Source organism: Pseudarthrobacter sp. SORGH_AS 212, assembly GCF_030818145.1.
Lineage (GTDB): Bacteria > Actinomycetota > Actinomycetes > Actinomycetales > Micrococcaceae > Arthrobacter.
This window is the reverse complement of the sequence record NZ_JAUTAA010000001.1, coordinates 3466254-3490902: the sequence shown is the minus strand read 5'-3', so window position 1 is coordinate 3490902 and position 24649 is coordinate 3466254. Positions and strand designations below refer to the sequence as shown.

The following is a 24649-nucleotide window of genomic DNA, read 5'->3' as shown; positions in this document are numbered from 1 at the left end:
ATACCCGCCGAGCCGGCCCGCCGCCGTCGTGCGCTGGCCGCAGCGGTGCCTAAGCGTCACCGTACGCCGGGCACCCGCGCCAGACAAGCAGCAGGCCGGCGGCCGAATCAGGGGCGCAGCAGCGCTCGAAGGGCCTGGATGGTGTCGGCCTCAGCGGCGGTCTTGTCCTCGCGGTAGCCCTTGACCCGTGCGAAGCGGAGGGCGATGCGGCCCGGGTAACGCGGGGACTGCTGCACGCCGTCGATGGCAATCTCGACGACGGTGACCGGCTCCACCCAGACGGTGCCGGCGGTGCGCCGCACCTCGATCTCCTGGAACCGTTCGGTCTGCCACTGCAACAGGGCATCGGTGAGGCCCTTGAAGGTCTTGCCCACCATCACGTACCCGCCGGGCTCACCGAACTCGCCGGCAGGGTCGAGGGCACCAAGGTGCAGGTTGGACAGCATCCCGGTGCGCCGCCCCGAGCCCCACTCGCATGCGAGCACCACAAGGTCGTAGGTGAGCACCGGCTTGACCTTGATCCAGTTGGACCCACGGCGCCCGGCCGAGTACACGGACCCCACCGATTTCAGCATCACGCCCTCATGTCCCGCCGAGAGCGCGTCACGCGATATCCGCCCGGCAACCTCCGGGTCCGCGGTAATCTCCCCCGGGATCCGGTGGGCGGGGGCAATGGATTCGAGCACCTTAATCCGCTCGGACAGGGGTTCATCAAGCAGGTCCCGGCCATCAATGTGCAGCACGTCAAAAAACCAGGGATGCAGCACCGTGGTGCGTGCGGCGTCGGCACCGAACCGGGACATGGTCTCCTGGAACGGCCGCGGGGCGCCGTCCTCTCCCAGGGCCAGGGTCTCGCCGTCGAGGATCACATCGTGCACCGGAAATCCGCGCACCACCTCCACCACCTCGGGGAGCCGGTGCGTCACCTCGGCCAGGGTGCGCGTGAAAATGCGGACGTCGTCGCCGGACCGGTGCACCTGGATGCGGGCGCCGTCGAGCTTGTATTCCACGGACGCTTCGCCCGTGGTCTCCAACGCGGCCGTGACGCTTGCGCCGGTCCCTGCGAGCATGGGCTGCACGGGCCGGCCCACCTGCAGGCCAACCTCGTCCAGCTCCGCCGCTGTGCCGGTCAGCGCCAGCCGGGCCGTCGAGCCGAGGTCACCGGACAGCATCGCGGCCCTGCGGACGGACTCGACGGAGCGCTCCGCTGCGCGGGCCACTGCATCGGTCAGGACACCTTCCAGCGCCCCCGTTCGCAGTTCGCCCAGGAGCACGCCGCCGATGAACGCCTGTTCCCGTTCGGTTGCCGCTGCGGTGAGCTCGCGGAGGGTGGCCGCGCGTTCGGCTGCCGAGCCCGCTCCGGCGAGGGCCTGGAGCCGGTCCAGCGCGGCGTCGAGGGCGGCGAGGGTGAGGCCGGGTTCCGCGGCAGGCACTCCCATGGCCGCTGACATGCCGCGCCACCCGACGCCCACCCGCCCTTGGCGGGGTTTGGCGGTGAGGAGGCCGACGGCGGCAGGAATGTCCGCGGGGTCGAGCCGCTTCAGCAGCTGGGCCAGGGCGTCCACCTTCGCCAGCCTGGAGCGGGTGGACGCGACGGCGTCAGTGGTCCTCACAAGCTCGTCCAGCAGCATGGCAACAGTCTGCCACGCCGCCGGACCCTCGACAGGTACGGACGGCCGGTTCCAGAATGGACGGATGGGCATCATCGTTGCGAACCTGTTCATCACCCTTGACGGCGTGTACCAGGCGCCCGGTGGCCGGGAGGAGGACCCCACGGACGGCTTCGCCTTCGGCGGCTGGCAGGCGCCGGTCTCCGATGATGAAGCAGGGGCGGACATCGCCGCGGCCATCGACCGCATGGATGCCCTGCTCCTGGGCCGGAAAACCTACGACATCTTTGCCTCATATTGGCCGCACCAGTCAGACGAGATCGCCGGCGTGCTCAACCGGGTCCCGAAGTTCGTGGTGTCCGGGTCCCTCACCGATCCCGGATGGGAGGGCACCACGGTGCTCCCGGACCCGGCGGCGGCAGGAGAGCTCCGCCGGCAGTATGACGAAGTGCAGATGTTCGGCAGCGGCGAACTCATCCGTTCACTGTTGGCCGCCGACGTGCTGGACCGCCTCCACCTGTGGCTCTATCCTGTGGCACTCGGGCAGGGAAAGCGGTTGTTCGACGCCGGGACCGTCCCTTCCACGTTCCGCCTCGCCGAGCCGGTCCGTTCCTTTCCAAAAGGTGCGGTGTCGCTGGTCTATGAGCGTGCCGGAGTCGTTGAAACCCGGGAGATGGATGCCACTTAGGCCGCCACTAACCTCGCTTCGCCCGGCCAGGGAACCCTGGCGGCATGGGCCCAGCCATTGACGGCACACAAAAAACCGGCCCGGCGGATGCCGGACCGGTTCTCTGTATTCGCGGCTTTACCCGCGGGACAACAGCCTTAGTGGCTGTGGCCTGCGTGCTCGTCCTCGTCAGCCGGCTTCTCCACAACAAGGGTCTCGGTGGTGAGAACCAGGGCTGCGATGGAGGCAGCGTTACGGAGGGCAGCGCGGGTGACCTTGACGGGGTCGATGACGCCTGCAGCGATCAGGTCCTCGTACTCGCCCGACTTGGCGTTGAAGCCGTTGTTGGTGTCGAGTTCGGCCACCTTGGCGGTGATGACGTAGCCGTCGAAACCGGCGTTCTGGGCGATCCAGCGCAGCGGCTGGACCAGGGCCCGGCGGACGATGCCGACAGCAGCTGCAGCGTCGCCTTCGAGCGCTTTGACGGCCGGGTCCTCATCCAGTGCCTTCAGGGCGTGGATCAGCGCGGAACCGCCGCCGGCCACGATGCCTTCTTCCAAGGCGGCGCGGGTGGAAGACACCGCATCTTCGATGCGGTGCTTCTTTTCCTTCAGCTCGACCTCGGTGGCAGCGCCAACCTTGATCACGCCGATGCCGCCGGCCAGCTTGGCCAGGCGTTCCTGGAGCTTTTCCTTGTCCCAATCGGAGTCGGTGCGGGTCAGCTCAGCGCGGAGCTGGGCAACGCGGGCGGAGACGTCCTCGGCCGAACCGGCGCCGTCAACGATGGTGGTGTTGTCCTTGGTGACGGTGATGCGGCGGGCAGTACCGAGCACCTCGAGGCCAACGGTGTCCAGGCTCAGGCCCAGCTCAGGGGAAACAACCTGCGCACCGGTGAGGGTGGCGATGTCCTGCAGCATGGCCTTGCGGCGGTCGCCAAAGCCGGGAGCCTTGACTGCCACCACGTTGAGGGTGCCACGGATGCGGTTGACGATCAGCGTGGACAGGGCCTCGCCATCGATGTCCTCGGCGATGATGAACAGGGGCTTGGAGCTCTGCAGCGCCTTCTCCAGCAGCGGCAGGAATTCCTGCACGGCGGAGATCTTGCCCTGGTTGATCAGGATGAGGGCGTCCTCGAGGACTGCTTCCTGGCGCTCTGCGTCGGTGACGAAGTACGGGGACAGGTAGCCCTTGTCGAACTGCATGCCTTCGGTGAGGACCAGCTCGGTCTGCGTGGTGGAGGATTCCTCGATGGTGATCACACCATCCTTGCCCACCTTGCCGAATGCCTCGGCGAGCAGTTCGCCCACCTCGTCGCTCTGGGCGGAGATGGAGGCCACGTTGGCAACCTGGGTGCCTTCGACCGGACGGGCGTTCTCGAGCAGGCGGGCAGCCACGGCCTCAACCGAAACCTCGATGCCCCGCTTGATCTGGCCGGGAGCGGCGCCTGCGGCCACGTTGCGGAGGCCTTCCTTGACCAGTGCCTGGGCCAGGACCGTTGCGGTGGTGGTGCCGTCACCGGCAACATCGTTGGTCTTGGTGGCAACTTCCTTGGCGAGCTGTGCGCCAAGGTTTTCGTAGGGGTCGTCCAGCTCGACTTCGCGGGCGATGGTGACGCCGTCGTTCGTGATGGTGGGTGCGCCCCACTTCTTGTCCAGGACGACGTTGCGGCCGCGGGGGCCGAGCGTCACCTTGACAGTGTTGGCGAGCTTGTCGATGCCGGCTTCGAGGGACCGGCGGGCAGCGTCGTTAAACGCAAGCTGCTTTGCCATGGTTGTGTCCTTTCAAGACAGAAACCCCGCGCAGCTGATCAGCATCAAGGCTTGACCAGCGGCGCGGGGATCCGGAAGATTTACTTTACGACGATCGCCAGGACGTCGCGGGCGGACAGCACGAGGTACTCGGTGCCACCGGTCTTGACTTCGGTTCCGCCGTACTTGGAGTAGATGACTACGTCGCCGACAGCTACGTCGACCGGGACGCGGTTGCCGTCTTCGAAGCGGCCGGGGCCAACTGCGACAACTTCGCCTTCCTGCGGCTTCTCCTGCGCGGAGTCCGGGATTACCAGGCCGGAAGCCGTGGTCTGCTCGGCTTCGAGCGGGCGGACAACAATACGATCCTCAAGAGGCTTAATAGAGACCGACACTCGGACCTCTCCTTTTCGTCAGCAAATTCGTGGACTTGAAAGCCGTTTGCCGTGGCTGGCAACCGTCGTCGCGGTGCCGGCAGCAGCCAGGCTGGCAGCTCTTCATGTGTTAGCACCCTCCTAGGGAGAGTGCTAATGAAGACTCTAGGCCGGGGTTAGCACTCGGTCAAGGCGAGTGCCAGCCATTTCGTCATCGGAGAACACTTAGCCTGTACATTGAACCGGTGCGAGCCGCCTTCTTCCTGATCCTTGCCACCCTCTTCTGGGCCGGAAACTTCGTGGTGGGCCAGGCCGCCGTTCAGTCCATGGCCCCGCTGCAGTTGACGTTCTGGCGCTGGACACTGGCCGCCCTGCCGCTGCTGTTCCTCGCGCACGTGGTGGACCGCCCCAACTGGCGGGCAGTCCTCCGCCACTGGCCCACGCTGCTCATGCTCAGCGCGCTCGGCATGACCGCCTACACGCTGCTGCTCTACAGCGCCCTCCAGCACACGTCAGCACTGAACGCATCCCTGGTGACGGCCGCAAACCCGGTGCTGATCATGGTGCTTGCCGCGGTGCTGCTGAAGGACAGACCGCGGCCCTTGGGCTGGATCGGCCTGGTATTTGGCCTGGCGGGTGTCCTGCTGGTCCTCACCGGCGGGCAGCTGCAGCGGCTCCTGACCTTCTCGCTGGGCGCCGGCGAACTGCTGATCCTGGCGGCCATCACCGTCTGGGGCCTCTACACGGTCCTGGCCCGCCGCGTAGCCGTACCCGCCGTCACCTCCACAGCCCTGCAGGCGGCCATAGCGGCCGTTGCCCTGGCTCCTGTGGCCGCCGTGACCGGCGCAGGATTCCCGTCCAGCCAGTCCGGAGCCTGGTCCCTGGCGTTCATCGCCATCTTCCCCTCGCTGGGCTCCTACCTGCTGTGGAACCTGGCGCTGAAGCGCACCAGCGCGGCCAATGCCGGAAACTACCTCAACCTCATCGCGGTCTTCACGGCGATCATCACCGTACTGCTGGGCCAGCCCATCACGGCGGCCCAGATTGCAGGCGGCGTCCTGGTGATTTCGGGGGTCCTGCTGACGGGTGCGGGCCAGCGCCCTCAGCGGCCGAGGTCGTCGAAGCCGACGTCCTCGCCGCCATCGGAGGCGTTGCCCCGGTTACGGGCCCGGTAGAGGACCACGGAGGAGGCGAGGACCACCAGCAGCGACGCCACCAGGAGGGCGATTCCTCCCGCCCGCGCACCGGAATACAGGCCGCGGATGTCCTGCGCTTCCTGCGTGTTGTCCTGGATGTTGTTACCGCCCACGGAATAGACAGTGGCGTTGAACGTGTCCAGGAAGAAGATGATGACCAGCAGCGCCAGGCACACCACTGCCAGCACCGCACCGGCGATCAACGCGGGCCGCGCGTACCTAGCCGGACCCTGGACCGGGGGCGGCTGTTCTCCGGACTGTTCGGGACCTGCGCTGTCAACCATGGGTTCAACACTATCGGCATCCCGCCGCAGCCCGGGGCACTAGGCTGGAACGCATGGCTCACGCTCCCCAGGACCAGATTGCACCACTGCTGACCCCCGAAGGATGGGAGTTGCTGGCGTCGCTGGGCCCCTACACCGAGGACGGGTCCTTCGCCCTGAACGGTGAACTCCGGAAGGCCGGCCACAGCCCCGAACTGGTGTCCGCCGTGCTCACCCAGTCCCGGCTCCGCACGAAGGCCGGAGCGAAGTTCGGCGAGTTCGCCCGGCAAATGCTCTTCACCCAGGCGGGGCTGGAACAAGCCACCCGCCTGAATGTTGCCGCCCGGCACGCCCAGCGGTTCGCCGCCGCCGGCGTTAGCCACGTGGCGGACCTGGGCTGCGGGCTCGGCGCCGATTCGCTGGCCCTCGCCTCCCTGGATATCGCCGTGACGGCAGTGGAGCTCGATGAAACCACGGCCGCGTGCGCCACGGTGAACCTCATCCCTTTTCCCAATGCGGCGGTTGTGCACGCCGACGCCACCTCGGTCCCCCTGGACGGGGTGGACGGCGTCTGGCTGGACCCGGCGCGCAGGGTCACCTCCACCTCCGGCACCAGGCGCATCTGGGACCCCGAGGCGTTCTCTCCCCCGTTGTCCTTCGTGGAGTCCCTTGCCGCGTCCGGGAAGGCCGTGGGCGTCAAGATGGGCCCGGGCATGCCCCACGATTCGGTTCCGCAGGGCTGCGAAGCGCAGTGGGTGTCCGTTGGTGGGGACGTCACCGAAGTGGCCCTGTGGTTCAACTCGGTCAGCCGGCCGGGGATACGCCGCGCGGCCCTGCTGCTGGGACCGCAGGGAGCGGCCGAGCTGACCAGCGGGGAGGATTTCGGGGAGGGCCCCGAGGCTCCGGTGGGCCCGGCTGAAGGGTACCTGTATGAGCCGGACGGAGCGGTCATCCGGGCAGGCCTCGTGGCCGACCTCGCGCTCGAACTGCGCGGGCACCTGCTGGACGAGCACATCGCCTACATCTGCTCGCCCGCCCTCGCAGATACCCCGTTCGCCCGCGCCTATAAGGTCCTGCGGGTGATGCCGTACAACGTCAAGGCGCTGAAGTCCTGGGTGAAGCAGGAAGGCATCACCGTGCTGGACATCAAGAAGCGCGGCACCGCCGTCACGCCGGAGGAACTCCGCAAGCAACTGCTGGGCGGCAAGGGCGCGGGCAACAGGAAGGGCGGCCGGACCGCCACCTTGGTCCTCACCCGCATCGGCGAGGACCGGGTGGCCATCGAGGTGGAGCCGGTCAAGCCGGCGTAGGCGTTACTGCGCGCGGGTAAATTCCTCGGCGGCCCGTACCTGGTCCGCCGTGGGACGCACACCGGTGTACAGCACAAACTGCTCCAGCGCCTGGATGGTGGCCACCTCAGCACCGGTGATCACCGGCTTGCCCGCCGCCCGGGCCGCCCGGATCAGCGGTGTCTCGGCCGGCAGCGCCACCACGTCGAAGACGAGTTTCGCGGCGTCGATGGCTTCTGGCGGGAAGGACAGCGCATCGGCGTCCGCACCGCCTGCCATACCAATGGGTGTCACGTTGACGATCATGTCCGCCATACCGCCGTCGAGCGCTGCACGCCAACTAAAGCCGTACTGTTCGGCGAGCGCCCGGCCCGCCGCCTCATTCCGGGCGATGACGGTGACGTCCGTGAAGCCTGCGTCGCGCAGCGCCGCCACGGTTGCTTTCGCCATGCCGCCAGCGCCCTGGACCAGGACCGAGTAGTCGGTGGGCACCGAGTTGGTGGCCAGCAGCTGCTCTATAGCCGTGTAGTCGGTGTTGTAGGCCTTGAGGTGCCCGTTTGTGTTCACGATGGTGTTGACGGAATCGATGGCTTTGGCCGAGGGGTCCATCTCGTCCACCAGCGCGATCACATCCTCCTTGTACGGCATGGACACGGCGCAGCCGCGGATACCGAGGCCCCGGACGCCGGCAATTGCCTGCTCCAGGTTGGTGGGCGCGAAGGCCTTGTAGATCCAGTTCAGGTCCAGCTGCCCGTACAGGTGGTTGTGGAAGCGCGTCCCGTTATTGCTGGGCCGGGCCGAGAGGGAGATGCAGAGGGTCATGTCTTTATTGAGGATAGGCACCTGTCCATTAAACGCGGCCCGGGGAGGTTAGGCGCAGCCGCTGCCGGCAGGATAGGGCCCGACGGCGGCCGGCAGCTTTCCGGGGGCCGTCGTCTTTCCGGCCAGCACGGCGGCCAGGGCATCGAACGCGGCGTCGGTCCGGCCGTACAGTGCGATCTTGACCGGAGCGGGGGAACCCTGCAGCGGCCAGGGGGCATCCAAAGTGACGGCGATGTCGCCGCCGGCGGGCGCGCCGCCGTACCCGATGAGGCTGACCAGTGGTCCCGAGCCGACGGCCAGGCCTGCGCGGGCGGCCGCGGCTTCAAACCGTTCCTTGTCGCCCGGTCCCCCGCCGGTTACCCGGACAGCGCCGGGGACCAGCGGTCCGCTGCAGTTGCCGGCCAGGATGGTGATGGCGGACCCGGAGACCTTGGCGGACAGTGCCGCGCCACTGCCTGCGGGGGCGGGCGCGGACCCCCTCCGCCCCTGCCAGATCATCATGGTGGCCACCCGGGTGGCGGCTTCGTCCAGCCGTTCCTTCGGCAGGGCACCGGAGGCCACAGCCTGGACTATTGCGGCGTGCGCCTGCGCTGCATCGGCCGGCATCAGGAGCAGGTCGGCCCCGGCGGCCAGGGCGGAAACGGCGGCGGAACCGGCCGGGTACTGCTTGGTGACGGCGCCCATGTTCAGGGCATCGGTCACCGCCACGCCCTTGAAACCGAGGCCACGCAGCGCGGCGTAGGTCCTGGACGAGAGCGACGCCGGCACGCCGGGTTCCAGCGCGGGCACGGCGATGTGCCCGGTCATCACTATCGGCAAGCCTGAGTCGACGGCTGACTGGAAGGGCTTCCAGTCCCGGCCGCGCAACTCCTCCACGCCGGCGTTCTGGAGCGGGAGGCTAAGGTGCGAGTCGGCGGTGACCGAACCGTGGCCGGGAAAGTGCTTGACGGTGGGCAGCACCCCGGCGGCCAGCATGCCCTGGGCGAATGACACGCTCTGCGTCGCCGCAGCTGCCGGGTCCCCGGACATGGACCGGGCGCCGATGGTGGGGTCTTTGGGGCCGATGGTGACATCCGCGTCCGGCGCGAAGTCCAGGTTGAAGCCCAGCGGTGCCAGCTCACCTGCCACACCCTGCCCGGCGTCCCGCGTGAGGGCCGCGTTTCCAGCGGCACCGTAGCTCATGGGCGTTGGCCATTCGGTCAGCGGCGCTCCCAGCCTGGCCACGATACCGCCTTCCTGGTCCACGCCGACGATGCCGGGCCACGGGTCACCGTCAGCGGTGGTCGCCCGGGAGAGCCGCTGGTTGGCCGCCGTCATGGCGTCGACGTCCACTTTTCCCTGCGGGTCGCGGGGAACGTTGTCGCCCATGATGATGCTGCCGGCCAGGTGCAAACGTTCGATGGCGGCTGCCTGCGCTTCCACCTGCTGCCCGCCGTAGAAAGGAAGCAGGACCTGGCCGGCCTTTTGCTCTGGCGCCATGGCCGCCACGGCGGCTGCTGCCGCGTCCTGGTCGCGCTGCTGGGGGCCCCAGCCCAGGGGCCGGGAACCCGGATCAGGTGACGGGGACGCCGTGGTGGGGGCCGGCGTCGTACGCGGCGCTGCCGGGGACGTGCCGGGCGACGCCGATGCGGAAGCTGACGGAGACGACGCCGGCGTTGAGGGCGCAGGAGTGGGCGGCCCTGCCGTGCACGCGGCCAGGGCAGCAACGGACAAAGCCGCGATCAGGGGAAGGGTTTTGTGGGTACTGTCACGCAGGCGTTGGAACGGGGACATCATTATGATGCTACCCCTGCGCTATAGACTTGAAACACCCGTTCGTTTGCCGGCACGTCCCGGAAGCGGCACCAGCCAGCGGCATCCCGGACAGTGAGGAAATGCGTGAAGATCGACTTCGCACCATCGAGGCAATCAACCCTTGGTGTTGAGTGGGAACTGGCGCTGGTGGACGGCCGCACCGGCGAACTCGCGTCTGTCGCCAATGAGGTGCTCCGCGGTGTCGCCTCCCGCCATCCCGAGCTGAACGAGGATGACGAACACCCCCACATCAAGCAGGAACTGCTGCTGAACACGGTGGAACTGGTCACGGGAATCTGCGAGACCGCTGCCGAGGCGAAGGAAGACCTCAGCCGCTCCGTGGCCGCCGTCCGGGAAATCACCGATCCCATGGGCGTGGAGCTCTTCTGCGCCGGCAGCCACCCGTTCAGCCCGCCGCAGCTGCAGCCCGTGACGGACAAGGCCCGCTACGCCAAGCTCATTGACCGTACCCAGTGGTGGGGCCGGCAGATGGTCATCTACGGCGTGCACGTCCATGTGGGCCTGGACCGCCGCGAGAAGGCCCTCCCCGTGCTCGACGGACTGGTCAACTATTTCCCGCATTTCCAGGCGTTGTCCGCGTCCAGCCCGTTCTGGGGCGGCGAGGACACCGGCTACGCCTCGCACCGTGCCCTGATGTTCCAGCAGCTGCCCACCGCGGGCCTGCCGTTCCAGTTCCCGTCCTGGTCTGAATACGAGTCCTATGTCCAGGACATGTTCACCACCGGGGTGATCGACACCATCTCCGAGATCCGCTGGGACATCCGGCCGGTGCCGGCCCTGGGAACCATTGAAATGCGCATCTGCGACGGCCTGGCCACCCTGGAGGAAGTCGGCGCCATCGCGGCCCTCACCCAGTGCCTGGTGGACGAGTTCTCCACCACCCTGGACAACGGCGGCACCATTCCCACCATGCCGCCGTGGCACGTCCAGGAAAACAAGTGGCGTGCCGCCCGCTACGGCATGGATGCCATCATCATCCTGGACGCCGCCGGCAAGGAGCAGCTGGTGACGGACCACCTGATGGAAACGCTGAACCGGCTGGAGCCCGTAGCGGCGAAACTGGGCTGCCAGGATGAGCTGGCCGACGTCGAGAAGATCATCCGCCGCGGTGCCGGCTACCAGCGCCAGCGGCGCGTGGCGGAGGACAACGGCGGCAACCTGCAGGCCGTGGTCCTGGACCTGGTCAAGCAGATGCGCAACGGCCCCACCGCCTGACGTACGGGGGTGTTCAGGCCTGGAGGGAGACCGAGGTGACGGGCATCGAGGAGTCCGGTGCGAAACCGATCCCGCTGGGTTCGGCGCCCGCCATGACCAGCTGCGCCCCGAGGGCGGCCACCATGGCCCCGTTGTCCGTGCACAGGTCCAGCGGCGGAACGTGAAGCCGGATTCCGGCCGACGCGCAGCGCTGTCCCGTGAGCTCCCGCAGCCTCGAGTTTGCGGCCACGCCGCCACCCAGCAGCACGTCCTTGATCCCGTGTTCCCTGCAGGCAAGCACGGCCTTTGAGGAGATCACGTCCACCACGGCTTCCTGGAATGCGGCGGCGATGTCAGCCACCGGGATGTCTTCCCCGCGGGCTTCAAACTGTTCCACGCACCTGGCCACGGCGGTCTTCAGTCCGCTGAAGGACCAGTCGTAGCGGTGCTTGCCCGGCTCGTCCGACGTTCCCATGTACTTGGGCTGGCTGAGGCCGCGCGGGAAACGGATCGCCTTCGGGTTGCCGGTGCGGGCCTCCCTGTCGATGGCGGGACCGCCCGGATAGCCGAGTCCCAGGATGCGGGCCACCTTGTCGTAGGCCTCGCCGGCGGCGTCATCGATGGTGGAGCCCAGGAGTTCCACGTCGCTGGTGATGCTGTTGATCCGGAGGATTTCAGTGTGGCCGCCGGAGACCAGCAGGGCGCCGAGGTTCTCGGGGAGGGCCTGCTGCTTTCCGGTTGCCCGGTCATCCAGGAGCCCCACGCCCACATGGGCCACCAGGTGGTTGATGGCGTAGAGCGGCTTGCCGGTGGCTACGGCCAGTGCCTTCGCGGCGCAGACTCCGACCATCAGGGCACCGGCCAGCCCCGGGCCTGAGGTCACCGCGATGGCATCGACGTCGTCCAGGGTGGCGCCGGCTTCCGCGAGGGCCTGTTCCAGGGTGGGTACAAAAGCATCGAGGTGCGCGCGCGAGGCGATCTCCGGGATGACGCCGCCGAACCGGACATGCTCGTCCATCGATGAGGACACCGTGTTGGCCAGGAGCGTGGTTCCCCGGACGACGCCGACGCCGGTCTCGTCGCAGGAGGATTCGATGCCCAGCACCAGCGGCTGCGTGCGGTTCATGGCCGGATTCCTTTGCTTGGGGATTCTGTTTCTGTCTCCGGCACCAGCGCCAGCCGCATGATCAGGGCATCCACGCCGTCGCGGTAGTACCGGGGGCGGATATGGATCTGTTGGAAGCCGAAACGGAGGTACAGCCGCTGGGCGCGGGGGTTGTCGGCACGCACTTCCAGCAGGACGTCCGCGGCGCGCCGCCGGCGGGCCTCGTCGATCAGTTCGGTGAGGAGCGTGCTGCCGATGCCGAGGCCCTCACGGTGGGGCACGACGGCGATCGTCTGGACATCCGCGATGGGTTCAATGCACATGAGCCCGGCATAGCCGACGATGCCGTCCGTTCCTTCGGCCACCAGGTAGCGGCGGGTTTCCGGCTGCGCCAGTTCGTCGAAGAACATCTGCACCGGCCAGGCGTCCACCGGAAACAGTTCCTGTTCGAGGGCGCTGACGGCGGGGATATCGGCCTCCGTCATGTCCCGGATGGCGACGCTTTCCATAGCGGCGGAACGGGGCTCCGGAATTCCTTCCGGCCCGGCGGCACTCACAGGGCCCTCTTCCGCGGCCCCGGGACCTGGGCGTCGGATTCCCGAAGGTACAGGGGCGTGGAGTCCAGGAGCCCCGCGCCGGAGGCCAGCCTGGCCAGGGCGAACTGCCCCAGGTACAGGGCGTCCGGCTGCTCACCGGCAAAGTCCGGGTCCGCCCGGAGTGCGTCCGCGTACAGGCCGGCGCCCGCACCGTACGCGGGCAGGTCCGGCAGGTCCGCGGCGAAGCCGACATGCGGCCCGTCTTCGAGCACCGGCAACTGACCTTCGGCCAGGCTGTAGCGGGCCCAGTAGACCTCCTTGCGGCGCGCGTCGGTGACCACCAGGAACTCGGGGGCGGCCGCCGTCGACTCGGCCACCTCCAGTGCGATTGCGTCGAGGCTCATCAGGCCGTGCAGGGGCTTGCCCCATACGAAGGCCAGGGTGCGTGCCGTGGCGATGCCGGACCGCAGCCCGGTGAACGGGCCGGGTCCCACACCCACCACCAGGGCGTCGATGTCTCCTCCAGCGAGGCCGGCGTCCGCCAGCATTCCTGCGATGCCCGGGGCCAGCACTTCGGCGTGGCTGCGGGTGTCCTCGGTGGAGAAGTTGGCAACGACGCCTTCCAGGGCATCGTCGGAGACCAGGGCTGCGCTGGCCACGGCCGAGGTGTCGATTGCGAGGATCAGCATCAGTTGGCCCCCCCGGCAACGTCCAGCTCCGGAGCGTCGGCCCAACGGGGGCCATACCCACGCATGACGATGGTGCGTGGTTCGTCCGTGTCGTCCGTATCAAAGTCCAGGCTTTCGCGTGCCCCGTCCGGTCCGGCGTTCGCGGTTTCAGTGGTCCCGTCGGCAACGGACCTGTGGCCGAAGCCTCCGCCGAGGCCGATGGCGCGGTGCAGGTCGATCTCCAGCCGGTTCTCGCTCAGGTGTTCCACCCGGTCGTGGCCCCACTCCACCACTGTCACGGACGTGTCCATGGTGTTCTCGAGGTCAATGTCGTCCACTTCGGCGGCCGAACCGAGCCGGTAGGCATCCACGTGGACGAGGTCCGGTCCGCCGGGGCGGGGCCCGTCAAGGAGATTGGGGTGGATCCGCACCAGCACGAAGGTGGGGGAAATGATGCCGGAGCGCACTCCCAGTCCCTCCCCCAGCCCCTGGGTCAGAGTGGTCTTCCCGGCACCCAGCTCGCCGGAGAGCACCACCAGGTCGCCGGCATCCAGGACCCGGGCCAGCCCCGCGCCGAGCGCATGGGTCTGGTCCGCCGTCGTGGCCCGATAGGTTCTTTCCCAGTTCGCCTCGGCCGTGTGGCCGGGCAGGTTCGCGGCGCTCACAGGGCCCCTTCCCTGCCGGGCGCAGAAGCGTTCCCGCCGCCGGACGTGTCCTGTTCGTTGATGAAGCGGCGCGGCACGCGCGGACTGATCCGCGTGACGATCTCATAGTTGATGGTCCCGGCGGCGTGCGCCCAGTCATCAGCCGTGGGACCGCCGTCGGCTCCGCTGCCGAAAAGCTCCGCCTCGGCGCCCAGCAGCGCGGCCCCCCGGACTCCCGGGCCGAGGTCGATGACCATCTGGTCCATGGCGATGCGGCCCACCACCGGGTAGGTGGTGCCGGCCACCCGGACCGGCCCGCCGGTGGCGACCCGCGGGATACCGTCTGCGTAGCCCAACGGGATCAGGCCCAGTGTGCTGGCGCCGGCAGTCCGGTAATGGAGTCCGTAGGAAACCCCCTGCCCTGCCGGGACGGCCTTGCACTGGGACACCTTGGTCCGCAGCGCCATGGCCGGCCGCAGGCCAAGTTCCGCGGAAGTCTGGCCGTCAAAGGGTGAAAGCCCGTAGATGCCCAGGCCCACGCGCACCAGGTCGAAGTGGGTGTCCGGCCGGGACAAGGTGGCGGGAGTGTTGGCCAGGTGCCGGACTTCGGCGTCCACCCCGGCGTCCTCGGCCACTGCGAGCGCGTCGCGGAAGGCCGCCAGCTGGTGGTCGGTTTCGGGGCGTTCGGGTTCGTCAGCGACGGCGAGGTGGGAGAAGATGCCCACCACCCGGAGCACGCCCTGGTCCTGGTACTCCATGGCTTCGCCCACCAGCGTGTCCCAGTACTCCAGGGTGGCGCCGTTGCGGCCCAGCCCGGTGTCCACCTTGAGGTGGATCCTGGCCGGGCGCTCCTGCTCGCGGGCCGCGGCAACAATCCGTTCGAGTTCCCACCCTGAACAGCCAATGTCGACGCCGGCCGCCACCGCCGCGCCGAAGTTGCTGTCCGTGGTGTGCAGCCACGCCAGCAGCGGTGCGTCGATCCCGGCAGCGCGCAGGGCGAGCGCCTCGGAGATGTGCGCCACCCCCAGCCAGGCAGCGCCGGCCTCCAGTGCGGCACGGGCAACGGGGACGGCACCGTGCCCGTAGGCGTCGGCCTTGACCACGGCCATGACCTTGGCCGGCGAGGCAGCCGCAGCGAGCCGGCGGACGTTGTGCCGGATGGCGTCAAGGTCGATCACGGCGGAACGCTCGTAGTGGGGATCGTGCACTGAAGCAGCGCTGATTTCACCGGTTGGGGCGGGGTAAGTCACGGTAGCGATTCTAGTAGGGGTGCCTGCGGCCGAATAATCGGACTCCCGGCGCTGCCGGGATGGCAGTGTTCGGGCGGCAGGGAATATTCAAGCGGCAGCGGCTGCTCAGGCGTCCGAGAGGTGGGCGATGGTGGCGGCGGCCCTCCGCTGGGCTGCCTGCGGGACGTCCTGGATGATCTCGGCCAGGAACCCGAAGCGGCGCAGCCACTGGCTCATCTGGCGTTCGGGCCGGGCGTTGGCGCGCTTCCACCAGTCGGCGATGTCTCCCCAACCGGGAGCGGCCAGCGACCCGCCCACTTCCTGCACGGCCAGGGAGGCGCACAGGTTGGCGAACCTGAGCCTGTTGCCCAGCGGCCAGCCGGCCAGTGAGCCCACAATGAACGCGGCGTCGAAACAGTCACCTGCTCCCGTGGGGTCAAGTGCCTTGACCGGCAGGGACGGAACCCACTCCTCCTCCCCGGTTTCCGAATCGACGGCAAGCGCCCCCTGCGGGCCGAGTGTCACCACAGCCACGGGGACCCGGTCCGCGAGCGCATACAGGGCAGACCAGGCATTGTCCTTCCCGGTCAGCGCCATGGCTTCGCGCTGGTTGGGCAGGAACGCATGGAAGTACTGCAGGTTTTCCAGCCGGACCGGAGCCCACTCCCCGGTGGGGTCCCAGCCCACGTCACCGAAGAGTTTTACGCCGGCCGCGTGGGCGGCGCGTGCCCAGGGTTCCACTTCCAGGCCCACCTCCGCGATGCCGGCCAGGGTGGGCGGCGGCTCCCCGATGAGCTCGGAGGACGTGACCGGGGCGGCATGTCCATGGGTGACCATGGACCGGTCCTTCTCGACGCACAGTGACACCGTCACCGGCGAGTGCCACCCCTCCACCCGGCGGGACAGGCTCAGGTCCACCCGCTCCTGGCCGGAGAGGATCTTCCAGTTGAAGTCGCCATAGCCGTCATCTCCGAACACTGCGGCCAGGCCGGTCCGGAGCCCCAGCCGGGCCGCCGCGATGGCCTGGTTCGCCACCCCGCCGGGGCAGCTGCCCATGCCGTCGCTCCAGATTTCGGTGCCCGGTTCAGGGCCGTGCGGCAGTCCGGTGAAAATGATGTCCTGGTAGACGGTTCCGGCCAGCAGGAGATCGAACCCGGGCCCGGAGTGTTTCCGGACCGAGGCCAGCGGATCAAAAGGGCGTGCCGGCATCGCGTCCATGTCCGGCACACTACGCCCTGCCAACGACATCCGGTAGAGGAGCGCCCGGGCCCGCCCTAGACTGCTGGGTATGCGGCTTCTGATTGCCGGCGGCGGGGGTTTCCGGGTGCCGCTCATCTACCGGGCGCTGGTTTCGGGCCGCTTTGCCGGGCTGGTCACCGAACTGGTGCTGTACGACGTCGATCCCGCCCGCCTTGGAGCCGTCACCGCCGTGCTGCACAGCATGCCGGCAGGCCCCGGCCCGCGGCTGCCGGTCCGTTCCACCACCGATCTGGCCCGCGCCCTGCCCGGGACGGACATGGTGTTCGCCGCGATGCGTCCGGGCGGGACCGCCGGGCGGATCGCGGACGAGAAGGTGGCCCAGGACCTGGGGCTGCTGGGGCAGGAAACCACGGGGGCGGGCGGCATCTCCTATGCGCTGCGGACCATTCCGCACATGGTCCACCTGGCGCGCCTCATGGACCGGCACTGCCCGGGGGCCCGGCTGATCAACTTCACCAACCCGGCAGGCATGGTCACCGAGGCCCTCATCCCGGTGCTGGGGAACCGGGTGGTGGGCATCTGCGACTCGGCGGGTGCCCTGGTGCAGCGCGCCGCACACGCTGCGGGAGCGGACCTGCCGGCGGGAAGGCTCGACGGCGTGGGCTACTTCGGGCTGAACCACCTGGGCTGGCTGTACCGGCTGGAGTCCGGCGGCCGCGACCTGCTGCCGGGTCTGCTCGCCGATCCCGCCGCCCTGGCGTCCTTCGAGGAGGGCCGGCTGTTCGGCCAGCCGTTCCTGGCAGGGCTCGGCATGCTGCCCAACGAGTACCTGTATTACTACTACCGGCGCGACGCCGCCCGGCGCGCCATGCACTTGATGCAGCAGACGCGCGGCGAGAGTATCCACGCGCAGCAGCAGGACCTCTATCCACGCCTCGCCGGCGCCGGTACGGACGCCTTCCGGTTGTGGGATGGCGCCCGCCGGTCCCGCGAGGAGGGCTACCTGGCCGAGGCACGCCCGGAAGGCACGCAGCGGGACGAAGACGACCTCGCCGGCGGCGGCTACGAACGCGTGGCGCTCGCCGCCATGCGGGCGCTCTCCGGGGCAGGCGGGACGCAGCTGATCCTGAACACCCGCAACTCACTGAACCCGGGCGCTCAGGAACCCGCCATTCCGGGACTGCCCGCGGACGCCGTCGTCGAACTTCCCTGCATGGTGACGGCCGACGGCGCGCTGCCGCTTCCCCAGCAGGCGCCACCCGGGCCGCAGCTCCGGTTGCTGCGGCAGGTCAAGGACGTGGAACGGCTCACCGTCCGGGCAGCCACCACCGGCGACCGCGCCGCCGCCCTTGCGGCCTTCGCGCGGCATCCGCTGGTGGATTCGGAGGAACTGGCGGGCAGGCTCCTGTCCGGTTACGAGGAAGCATTCCCGGAGCTGCGGGCGCTGTGGCGTGGTAACGGGGCGGCTGCGGCCCCGGTTGGCTGAAGGAGTAGTGTTTTACCGAGTGCGCACTGAACGGGTACCCGGGGCAGGTGCGCCCGTAATACGCGCCGGCGGCCGGAAGGAGGTCCCTTGGCATTGATTCGCAGGGTGGCCTTGCTGTCACTCCACACCTCGCCCATGGAACAGCCGGGTTCCGGCGATGCCGGCGGCATGAACGTCTACATCCGCGAACTGGCCTCGGCCCTGGCCGAAGCCGGCGTTGAAGTGGAGATCTTCACGCGGGCCACGTCGGCCGGCCAGCCCGCCGTCGAACATCCGGATCCCGGCGTCTGTGTCCACAACGTCCTGGCCGGACCGCCGAAGAAGATCCCCAAGGAAGAACTGCCGGGCCTGCTGCACAGCATGGTTGAAGAGATCGAACAGATCCGCCGCCGGCAGCCGCACGGCCGCTACGACGTCATCCACTCGCACTACTGGGTGTCCGGCATCGCCGGGCTGGAACTGTCCGAACTGTGGGGTGTACCGCTGGTGCACACCATGCACACCATGGCCAAGGTGAAGAACCTCCTGCTCGAATCCGGCGAACAGCCCGAGCCGCGGCGGCGGGAGGTGGGCGAACACCAGATCGTGGACGGGGCGGCACGCCTCATCGCCAACACCAGCTCCGAGGCCGCCGAGCTCGTGTCGCACTACGGCGCGGACTACGACCGGATCGACATCGCTCCCCCGGGCGTGGACCTGGCCACGTTCACCCCGGCCTTCCGGACCAAAGCCCGGAAGGACCACGGCGTGGACGCGGGAGCGTTCCACCTCCTGTTCGCCGGCCGCATCCAGCGGCTCAAAGGCCCGCAGGTGCTGGTCAAGGCGGCCGCCCTGCTGCGGCAGCGGCGTCCGGACATCGACCTGCGGCTCACCATCTTGGGCGAGCTCAGCGGCAACAAGGAATTCAACCTCCGCAAGCTCGTGGCAGACGCCGAGATGGACGACGTCGTCACGCAGCTTCCACCCGTCACGGCGCCTGAGCTGGCGGCCTGGTTCCGCGCGGCCGACGTCGTGGTGATGCCATCCTTCAGCGAATCCTTCGGCCTGGTGGCCCTGGAAGCCCAGGCCTGCGGGACCCCGGTGGTGGCAACCCGGGTGGGCGGACTGTCCCGGGCCATCTTCCACGGCCGGACCGGGCTGCTGGTGGACGGCCACCACGCGGCCGACTGGGCGGACGCCTTTGAGGCGCTCTACGACGATCCCGCTACCCGGGTGGACATGGGCCGGGCCGCCGCCATCCGCGCCCAGAACTCCGGCTGGTCCCGCACCGCCGCCATCACGCTCGAAAGCTACCACGCCGCCGTCGACCGGCACGTGGGCCACCTTGTGCCGGCCGTTCCTGTAACCTGACGCCATGACCGGCGTTCCCAGCGACCTCGAGATAGCACGGGCAGCACGCATCAGGCCCATCGAAGACATTGCCGCTGCCGCAGGGGTGAATGCCGCAGCGCTGGAACAGTACGGGCGTTACAAAGCCAAAATCGATCCCGCCCGGCTGGACGCACCGCCGCCGCACGGCAAGCTGGTGCTGGTCTCGGCCATGTCCCCCACGCCGGCCGGCGAAGGAAAGTCCACCACCACCGTGGGGCTGGCGGACTCCCTGGCGCGGGCCGGCCACAACGTGATGATCGCCCTGCGTGAGCCCTCGCTGGGCCCGGTCCTGGGGATGAAGGGCGGTGCCACCGGCGGAGGCTACTCGCAGGTGCTGCCGATGGATGAGATCAACCTGCATTTCACCGGTGATTTCCACGCCATCACCTCCGCCAACAACGCCCTGATGGCACTGGTGGACAACCACATCTACCAGGGCAACGCCTTGAACATCGATCCGCGGCGGATGACCTTCAAGCGTGTCCTGGACATGAACGACCGGGCCCTGCGGGAAGTGGTGATCGGCCTCGGCGGGCCGGCGCAGGGCGTGCCGCGCCAGGACGGGTTCGACATCACCGTCGCTTCCGAGATCATGGCCGTATTCTGCCTCGCCACGGACCTGGCCGACCTCCGGGAACGCCTGGGCAGGATCACGTTCGGGTACACCTATGAGCGCGTCCCGGTGACAGTGGCGGACCTGGGGGTGCAGGGAGCGCTGGCCCTCCTGCTCAAGGAAGCGGTGAAACCCAACCTGGTGCAGACCATCGCCGGCACCCCGGCGCTGGTCCATGGCGGCCCGTTCGCCAACATCGCGCACGGCTGCAACTCCCTCGTCGCCACCCAGACCGCACGGCGGCTGGCGGACATCGTGGTCACGGAGGCCGGTTTCGGGGCCGACCTGGGTGCCGAAAAGTTCATGGACATCAAGGCGCGGATCGGCGGACTGGCGCCGTCCGCCGTCGTGGTGGTGGCCACCGTGCGGGCGCTGAAGATGCAGGGCGGCGTAGCCAAGGACCAGCTGACCCGGCCGGACGTGGCAGCGCTGGAGGCCGGCGTCGAGAACCTGCGCCGGCACGTCCACAACGTGGAGAAATTCGGGGTGACGCCGGTGGTGGCCATCAACAGCTTCGCCACGGATACGGCGGAGGAACTGGACTGGCTGCTGGCGTGGTGCGCCGCGGAAGGTGTTGCGGCTGCCGTGGCCGATGTGTGGGGCCGGGGCGGCGGCGGTGACGGCGGGGATGAGCTCGCCGCGCTGGTGGTGCGGGCCCTGGAGGCGCCCAACAAGTTCCGCCACCTGTACCCGCTGGAGCTCTCCGTGGAGGACAAGATCCGCACCATTGCGCAGGAGATCTACGGGGCCGACGGGGTGGACTTCTCCGTCCCCGCACTGAAACGGCTGGCTGATATTGAGCGCAACGGCTGGGGCGGGTTTCCCGTGTGCATGGCCAAGACCCAGTACTCCTTTACCGACGACGCCTCCCGGCTTGGTGCCCCCAAAGGATTCACCATCCACGTCCGCGACCTGCTGCCCAAGACCGGCGCCGGCTTCATCGTGGCGCTGACCGGCGCCGTGATGACCATGCCCGGGCTTCCCGCTGTGCCAGCCGCCCTCCGCATGGACGTGGACCCCGACGGCAACCCGGTAGGCCTCACCTAACCTCGTCCCCTGCCGGCGCACCTCGAATCAGTCCCGTTCACGGTTCACGCAGCGCGTGCGGCGAGCCTGCGCAAGGGAAGGCTGCGCTCGTACGACCTGGCACAGGGTTTCCGGCTGGCAGTGCGCCGGGTCCGGGCCACCCTCCGAGACTCCTGAACCGCACTTGCCCTATCACTTAGGGCTGCAAACCCTGGGAGTTGGGGACGTTATCTGATGGGGCAACGGGTGGTTGGAATGCCGTTCGGCGCCGCGAAGAAGGGAAACGTACACGGCTCCAACGGTGAGCAGCACCAAGGCAACCACAAACACGGCGGTGGCCGGGTCCGCCGAAAGAAGCCGCGGGATGCTGCGCCCGGGGACACCTACCGCGAACCCGAATGCGATGGCAATGCCCAGGTAGCTCCCCACCATGTTGCCGCGGTGGGCAGGGATGTTCCGGCGAATTGCGCTGACCAGGCCCAGGGTTACCGTAAGGACCGTGAAAGCAGACAGGCCGTGCAGCCAGGTGAAGTGGCCCTCGGAGACGATCCAGAAGCTGCTGACGCACACGTAATACATCGTCGCCACCCACAGGTACCCCATGGTGCGGTGGATGCGGTCCCGCCGCCGTCGAAGTATTTGAACCGGTCCGATCGCGAGGACATACAGGGCAGCCACCACGTGGCTGACAAGCAGTACATTCCAGTGCTCCATACGTCTAAGATAGTGCCACTATCCAGCTTATGTACATCAGGATAGTTGTCACCCGGACCACTATCCGGCCGAAGGAACTCAATGCAGCTCAAGGAACTAAGCAGCGCAACGGGCACCAGCACGGCCAGCATCAAGTTCTACCTGCGGGAGGGGCTTCTGCAGGCTGGCCATACTGTCCACCCCACGCGCGCCAGCTACACCGCGGACCACATCAAACGCCTCGAGCTGATCCGCTCACTCCGTCAGATCGTGGGCCTCAACATCGGACAGATCCGCAGCATCGTGAAAATGGCGGACGACGGCGTTCCACGCCTGTCGCTGCTGGCGCACGTCCAGCGCGTGGTCCTAAACCTCGAACCTGCTGCGGGCGACGTTGAGCGCACGGCGGCGGCAGACGCCGTCGTACGCATGCGAAGCTGGCCCGATGTGCCCAGCGATGCAAGGGATGCACTGGACCGGCACGTCGCGGCCATGCAGGACCTCGGCATCAACCTGCCGCTTGAGCTCCTTGACCGGTACAGCAGCGCAGTTGACGCGATCGCCGGCCTGGACCTGGAACTGACCACGGCGGGTGAAGACGTCAATGACGTCATCCTGACTGCCGCCGTCGGGATGCACATGCATTCGCAACTCATGCTCAAGCTCCTCGCCGTTGCCCAGGCGAGCCATGCCATCCGCACCCTTGAAGGTGGCTGACGGCCCCTTAAACGCGGGTTGCCCTACCACTTGGAGTTCCTAACAGGGTTTTGGGAACTCCAAGTGATAGGGCAACGCCGGGGGTTAGCGCTCCAGGTCGCCGCGGATGAAGGCCTCGACCTTTTCACGGGCGAGGTCGTCGTTGAACTGCTCCGGCGGGGACTTCATGAAGTAGCTGGAGGCGGAGAGCAGCGGGCCGCCGATGCCGCGGTCCAGGCCGATCTTGGCGGCGCGGATGGCATCGATGATCACACCGGCGGAGTTGGGCGAGTCCCAGACTTCCAGCTTGTACTCCAGCGACACGGGGGCATCACCGAAGTTGCGGCCTTCCAGGCGGACGAAGGCCCACTTGCGGTCATCGAGCCACTGGACGTAGTCGGACGGGCCAATGTGGACGTCCTTGGCGGCGAGCTCGGCCTCGACGTTGGAGGTGACTGCCTGGGTCTTGGAGATCTTCTTGGACTCAAGGCGGTCGCGTTCCAGCATGTTCTTGAAGTCCATGTTGCCGCCGACGTTCAGCTGGTACGTGCGGTCCAGGGTGACGCCGCGGTCCTCGAACAGCTTGGCCATGACGCGGTGCGTGATGGTGGCACCGATCTGGCTCTTGATGTCGTCGCCCACGATCGGAACACCGGCGGCGGTGAACTTGTCCGCCCACGCCTTAGTGCCGGCGATGAACACCGGAAGCGCGTTGACGAAGGCAACGCCGGCGTCGATGGCGGCCTGGGCGTAGAACTCAGCAGCCGCCTGGGAGCCGACGGGCAGGTAGCAGACCATGACGTCAACATCGGCGTCCTTGAGGGCCTGAACCACGTCAACGGGCTCTTCGGTGGATTCCTCGATGGTCTCGAGGTAGTACTTGCCGAGGCCGTCCAGGGTGTGGCCGCGCTGGACGGTTACGCCGGTGGGTGGGACGTCGGCAATCTTGATGGTGTTGTTTTCGCTGGCGAGGATGGCATCGGCGAGGTCGTTGCCCACCTTCTTGCCGTCGACGTCGAACGCGGCCACGAACTGGACATCGCCCACGTGGTACTGGCCGAACTCAACGTGCATGAGGCCCGGGATGGTCGCCGTGGCGTCGGCGTCCTTGTAGTACTGGACGCCCTGCACCAGCGACGCGGCGCAGTTGCCTACGCCGACGATTGCGACACGGATCGGATGTGAAGACACGGAACTCCTTAGGACAAACGTCAGCCGGCCTGATAATGCGTCGGGGAAATTGCGACGGCGGCCGGCTGGGACAGCGCCGCGCGGCGCTTATTCATAGTACCCAACACAGCGGGACCGGCTCTTGTTCCACCGGTCCCGCTGCGTAAGAAAGGGGGTTTTCGTCAGACGGCCTGCTTCCACGGGTTGATGTCCGATTCGACCGCGAATTCATCAATGGCGGTCAGTTCGTCAGCGCTGAATCCGAGGTTGTTGATGGCGGAGAGCGTGTCCTCGAGCTGGCGGACACTGGAGGCCCCCACCAGGGCTGATGTCACCGGGGAGCCCTTCGGCTGGTCCCGGAGGATCCAGGCGATGGCCATCTGCGCGAGCGTCTGGCCGCGGCCTTCGGCGATGGCTTTCAGGCCGCGGATACGGTCGAGCTTCTCATCCGTGATGGCGTCCTCGGACAGGAACCTGGCCTTGGCTGCGCGGGAATCGTCCGGGATGCCGTTGAGGTAGCGGTCGGTGAGCATGCCCTGTGCCAGCGGTGAGAAGGCGATGGACCCTGCCCCCACCTGGTCGAGCGCCTCGTAGAGGTTGGGGCTGCCGTTCTCGGTCCAGCGGTTGAACATGGAGTAGCTGGGCTGGTGGATGAGCAGCGGCGTGCCGAGCTCCTTGAGGATGCGGGCGGCTTCGATGGTCTGCTCCGGAGTGTAGGAGGAGATGCCCGCGTACAGAGCCTTTCCCGAGCGGACGGCGTAGTCCAGGGCGCCCATGGTTTCTTCCAGCGGCGTTTCCGGGTCCGGCCGGTGGCTGTAGAAGATGTCCACGTAGTCCAGGCCCATACGCTCGAGCGACTGGTCCAGGCTGGAAAGCAGGTACTTCCGTGAGCCCCACTCTCCGTAGGGGCCCGGCCACATGTAGTAGCCGGCTTTGGTGGAGATGACCAGCTCATCGCGGTACGGCTTGAAGTCGTCCTTGAGGTGCCGGCCGAAGTTGGTCTCGGCGGATCCGTCCGGCGGGCCGTAGTTGTTGGCGAGGTCGAAGTGGTTCACACCAAGATCGAACGCGCGGCGCAGGATGGCGCGCTGTTCGTCGAAGCGCTTGTCGTCGCCGAAGTTGTGCCACAGGCCCAGCGAGATGGCCGGGAGCTTCAGGCCGCTGCGGCCTACCCGGCGGTAGGGCATGGATTCGTAGCGGTCTTCCGCCGCGGAATAAGTCATGGGTTCCATCC

Annotated in this window: 23 protein-coding genes; 8 read left to right on the top strand and 15 right to left on the bottom strand. The window is 68.0% G+C overall.

Annotation, left to right across the window (positions count from 1 at the left end; all coding sequences use genetic code 11):
* Window positions 1-107: 107 nt before the first annotated feature.
* Window positions 108-1631, bottom strand: coding sequence for an ATP-dependent DNA ligase (locus QE394_RS16035; protein ID WP_056075194.1), 1524 nt, complete (start codon window positions 1629-1631; stop codon window positions 108-110).
* Window positions 1632-1695: 64 nt separating this feature from the next.
* Between QE394_RS16035 and QE394_RS16030 the strand changes: the two genes are divergently transcribed.
* Entirely contained in the window at window positions 1696-2298 is a 603-nt protein-coding gene (locus tag QE394_RS16030; protein ID WP_056075197.1) for a dihydrofolate reductase family protein, read from the top strand.
* Window positions 2299-2435: 137 nt separating this feature from the next.
* On the opposite strand, the gene groL is transcribed toward QE394_RS16030, so the two are convergent.
* Together groL and groES are read right to left on the bottom strand one after the other, a co-directional pair.
* Window positions 2436-4046 carry a chaperonin GroEL gene (gene groL / locus QE394_RS16025; protein ID WP_056075200.1) on the bottom strand — a complete coding sequence of 537 codons (1611 nt, stop codon included), beginning with the start codon at window positions 4044-4046 and terminating at the stop codon, window positions 2436-2438.
* Window positions 4047-4126: 80 nt separating this feature from the next.
* A complete protein-coding gene (gene groES, locus QE394_RS16020; protein ID WP_003805290.1) occupies window positions 4127-4420 on the bottom strand; it encodes a co-chaperone GroES in 294 nt (97 codons plus the stop codon).
* 224 nt (window positions 4421-4644) lie between these two features.
* On the opposite strand from groES, the gene QE394_RS16015 reads away from it, so the two are divergent.
* Window positions 4645-5574, top strand: coding sequence for a DMT family transporter (locus QE394_RS16015; protein WP_091721818.1), 930 nt, complete (start codon window positions 4645-4647; stop codon window positions 5572-5574).
* Here QE394_RS16015 and QE394_RS16010 read toward each other — a convergent pair.
* A complete protein-coding gene (locus tag QE394_RS16010; protein WP_082497262.1) occupies window positions 5502-5879 on the bottom strand; it encodes a hypothetical protein in 378 nt (125 codons plus the stop codon). The two genes, QE394_RS16015 and QE394_RS16010, sit on opposite strands and share 73 nt — an antisense overlap.
* A 53-nt stretch (window positions 5880-5932) precedes the next feature.
* Between QE394_RS16010 and QE394_RS16005 the strand changes: the two genes are divergently transcribed.
* Window positions 5933-7168: a class I SAM-dependent methyltransferase gene (locus QE394_RS16005; protein ID WP_091721820.1), complete on the top strand. Its 1236-nt coding sequence runs from the start codon at window positions 5933-5935 to the stop codon at window positions 7166-7168.
* Window positions 7169-7171: 3 nt separating this feature from the next.
* Here the strand turns inward: QE394_RS16005 and QE394_RS16000 are convergent, their stop codons facing one another.
* Together QE394_RS16000 and QE394_RS15995 are read right to left on the bottom strand one after the other, a co-directional pair.
* On the bottom strand, window positions 7172-7990 hold the full coding sequence (locus QE394_RS16000; RefSeq protein ID WP_349035053.1) for a shikimate 5-dehydrogenase: 819 nt from the start codon (window positions 7988-7990) through the stop codon (window positions 7172-7174).
* A 27-nt stretch (window positions 7991-8017) separates the two neighbouring features.
* Window positions 8018-9448 (bottom strand): glycoside hydrolase family 3 N-terminal domain-containing protein, encoded by a 1431-nt coding sequence (locus QE394_RS15995; RefSeq protein WP_349035420.1) that lies wholly within the window; start codon window positions 9446-9448, stop codon window positions 8018-8020.
* A 399-nt stretch (window positions 9449-9847) separates the two neighbouring features.
* Here QE394_RS15995 and QE394_RS15990 point away from each other — a divergent pair, with 399 nt between their 5' ends.
* Window positions 9848-10999 carry a glutamate--cysteine ligase gene (locus tag QE394_RS15990; protein WP_056075210.1) on the top strand — a complete coding sequence of 384 codons (1152 nt, stop codon included), beginning with the start codon at window positions 9848-9850 and terminating at the stop codon, window positions 10997-10999.
* A gap of 13 nt (window positions 11000-11012) precedes the next feature.
* Here the strand turns inward: QE394_RS15990 and tsaD are convergent, their stop codons facing one another.
* The 6 genes from tsaD to QE394_RS15960 all read right to left on the bottom strand — a co-directional run bounded on the left by tsaD (window position 11013) and on the right by QE394_RS15960 (window position 16378).
* Complete coding sequence (gene tsaD, locus QE394_RS15985) at window positions 11013-12104, bottom strand: tRNA (adenosine(37)-N6)-threonylcarbamoyltransferase complex transferase subunit TsaD (RefSeq protein WP_349035052.1); 1092 nt, start codon at window positions 12102-12104, stop codon at window positions 11013-11015.
* The gene (gene rimI, locus QE394_RS15980; RefSeq protein ID WP_268160639.1) at window positions 12101-12592 is read right to left on the bottom strand and encodes a ribosomal protein S18-alanine N-acetyltransferase; all 492 of its coding nucleotides are present in this window, start codon (window positions 12590-12592) and stop codon (window positions 12101-12103) included. The genes tsaD and rimI overlap by 4 nt, the downstream gene beginning before the upstream one ends.
* Window positions 12593-12636: 44 nt before the next feature.
* On the bottom strand, window positions 12637-13308 hold the full coding sequence (gene tsaB, locus QE394_RS15975) for a tRNA (adenosine(37)-N6)-threonylcarbamoyltransferase complex dimerization subunit type 1 TsaB (protein WP_056075216.1): 672 nt from the start codon (window positions 13306-13308) through the stop codon (window positions 12637-12639).
* A complete protein-coding gene (gene tsaE / locus QE394_RS15970; protein WP_056075219.1) occupies window positions 13308-13952 on the bottom strand; it encodes a tRNA (adenosine(37)-N6)-threonylcarbamoyltransferase complex ATPase subunit type 1 TsaE in 645 nt (214 codons plus the stop codon). The genes tsaB and tsaE overlap by 1 nt, the downstream gene beginning before the upstream one ends.
* A complete protein-coding gene (gene alr / locus QE394_RS15965; protein ID WP_349035051.1) occupies window positions 13949-15181 on the bottom strand; it encodes an alanine racemase in 1233 nt (410 codons plus the stop codon). The genes tsaE and alr overlap by 4 nt, the downstream gene beginning before the upstream one ends.
* Before the next feature lie 105 nt (window positions 15182-15286).
* Window positions 15287-16378, bottom strand: a complete 1092-nt coding sequence (locus QE394_RS15960) for a carbohydrate kinase family protein (RefSeq protein ID WP_056076375.1) — start codon at window positions 16376-16378, stop codon at window positions 15287-15289.
* A 70-nt stretch (window positions 16379-16448) separates the two neighbouring features.
* Between QE394_RS15960 and QE394_RS15955 the strand changes: the two genes are divergently transcribed.
* The 3 genes from QE394_RS15955 to QE394_RS15945 all read left to right on the top strand — a co-directional run bounded on the left by QE394_RS15955 (window position 16449) and on the right by QE394_RS15945 (window position 20877).
* The gene (locus tag QE394_RS15955; RefSeq protein WP_349035050.1) at window positions 16449-17846 is read left to right on the top strand and encodes a 6-phospho-beta-glucosidase; all 1398 of its coding nucleotides are present in this window, start codon (window positions 16449-16451) and stop codon (window positions 17844-17846) included.
* A gap of 87 nt (window positions 17847-17933) precedes the next feature.
* On the top strand, window positions 17934-19196 hold the full coding sequence (gene mshA / locus QE394_RS15950) for a D-inositol-3-phosphate glycosyltransferase (RefSeq protein ID WP_056075228.1): 1263 nt from the start codon (window positions 17934-17936) through the stop codon (window positions 19194-19196).
* Window positions 19197-19200: 4 nt separating this feature from the next.
* On the top strand, window positions 19201-20877 hold the full coding sequence (locus QE394_RS15945) for a formate--tetrahydrofolate ligase (RefSeq protein ID WP_349035049.1): 1677 nt from the start codon (window positions 19201-19203) through the stop codon (window positions 20875-20877).
* Between the two features lie 171 nt (window positions 20878-21048).
* Here the strand turns inward: QE394_RS15945 and QE394_RS15940 are convergent, their stop codons facing one another.
* Entirely contained in the window at window positions 21049-21570 is a 522-nt protein-coding gene (locus QE394_RS15940) for a DUF2306 domain-containing protein (RefSeq protein ID WP_349035048.1), read from the bottom strand.
* Window positions 21571-21651: 81 nt separating this feature from the next.
* Between QE394_RS15940 and QE394_RS15935 the strand changes: the two genes are divergently transcribed.
* The gene (locus tag QE394_RS15935) at window positions 21652-22266 is read left to right on the top strand and encodes a MerR family transcriptional regulator (RefSeq protein ID WP_349035047.1); all 615 of its coding nucleotides are present in this window, start codon (window positions 21652-21654) and stop codon (window positions 22264-22266) included.
* 84 nt (window positions 22267-22350) lie between these two features.
* Here the strand turns inward: QE394_RS15935 and QE394_RS15930 are convergent, their stop codons facing one another.
* Window positions 22351-23436, bottom strand: coding sequence for an inositol-3-phosphate synthase (locus QE394_RS15930; protein ID WP_056075239.1), 1086 nt, complete (start codon window positions 23434-23436; stop codon window positions 22351-22353).
* 161 nt (window positions 23437-23597) lie between these two features.
* Entirely contained in the window at window positions 23598-24638 is a 1041-nt protein-coding gene (mgrA, locus tag QE394_RS15925) for an L-glyceraldehyde 3-phosphate reductase (protein ID WP_349035046.1), read from the bottom strand.
* Between the last annotated feature and the right edge of the window lie 11 nt (window positions 24639-24649).

Bases quoted from the DNA above. Each gene is read 5' to 3' on its own strand.
- QE394_RS16035 (WP_056075194.1), bottom strand. From the start codon at position 1,631: ATGCTGCTGGACGAGCTTGTGAGGACCACTGACGCCGTCGCGTCCACC.
- QE394_RS16030 (WP_056075197.1), top strand. From the start codon at position 1,696: ATGGGCATCATCGTTGCGAACCTGTTCATCACCCTTGACGGCGTGTAC.
- groL (WP_056075200.1), bottom strand. From the start codon at position 4,046: ATGGCAAAGCAGCTTGCGTTTAACGACGCTGCCCGCCGGTCCCTCGAA.
- QE394_RS16010 (WP_082497262.1), bottom strand. From the start codon at position 5,879: ATGGTTGACAGCGCAGGTCCCGAACAGTCCGGAGAACAGCCGCCCCCG.
- QE394_RS16005 (WP_091721820.1), top strand. From the start codon at position 5,933: ATGGCTCACGCTCCCCAGGACCAGATTGCACCACTGCTGACCCCCGAA.
- QE394_RS15995 (WP_349035420.1), bottom strand. From the start codon at position 9,448: ATGGCGCCAGAGCAAAAGGCCGGCCAGGTCCTGCTTCCTTTCTACGGC.
- tsaD (WP_349035052.1), bottom strand. From the start codon at position 12,104: ATGAACCGCACGCAGCCGCTGGTGCTGGGCATCGAATCCTCCTGCGAC.
- rimI (WP_268160639.1), bottom strand. From the start codon at position 12,592: ATGGAAAGCGTCGCCATCCGGGACATGACGGAGGCCGATATCCCCGCC.
- tsaB (WP_056075216.1), bottom strand. From the start codon at position 13,308: ATGCTGATCCTCGCAATCGACACCTCGGCCGTGGCCAGCGCAGCCCTG.
- QE394_RS15960 (WP_056076375.1), bottom strand. From the start codon at position 16,378: ATGGACGCGATGCCGGCACGCCCTTTTGATCCGCTGGCCTCGGTCCGG.
- QE394_RS15955 (WP_349035050.1), top strand. From the start codon at position 16,449: ATGCGGCTTCTGATTGCCGGCGGCGGGGGTTTCCGGGTGCCGCTCATC.
- QE394_RS15945 (WP_349035049.1), top strand. From the start codon at position 19,201: ATGACCGGCGTTCCCAGCGACCTCGAGATAGCACGGGCAGCACGCATC.
- QE394_RS15940 (WP_349035048.1), bottom strand. From the start codon at position 21,570: ATGGAGCACTGGAATGTACTGCTTGTCAGCCACGTGGTGGCTGCCCTG.
- QE394_RS15935 (WP_349035047.1), top strand. From the start codon at position 21,652: ATGCAGCTCAAGGAACTAAGCAGCGCAACGGGCACCAGCACGGCCAGC.
- mgrA (WP_349035046.1), bottom strand. From the start codon at position 24,638: ATGACTTATTCCGCGGCGGAAGACCGCTACGAATCCATGCCCTACCGC.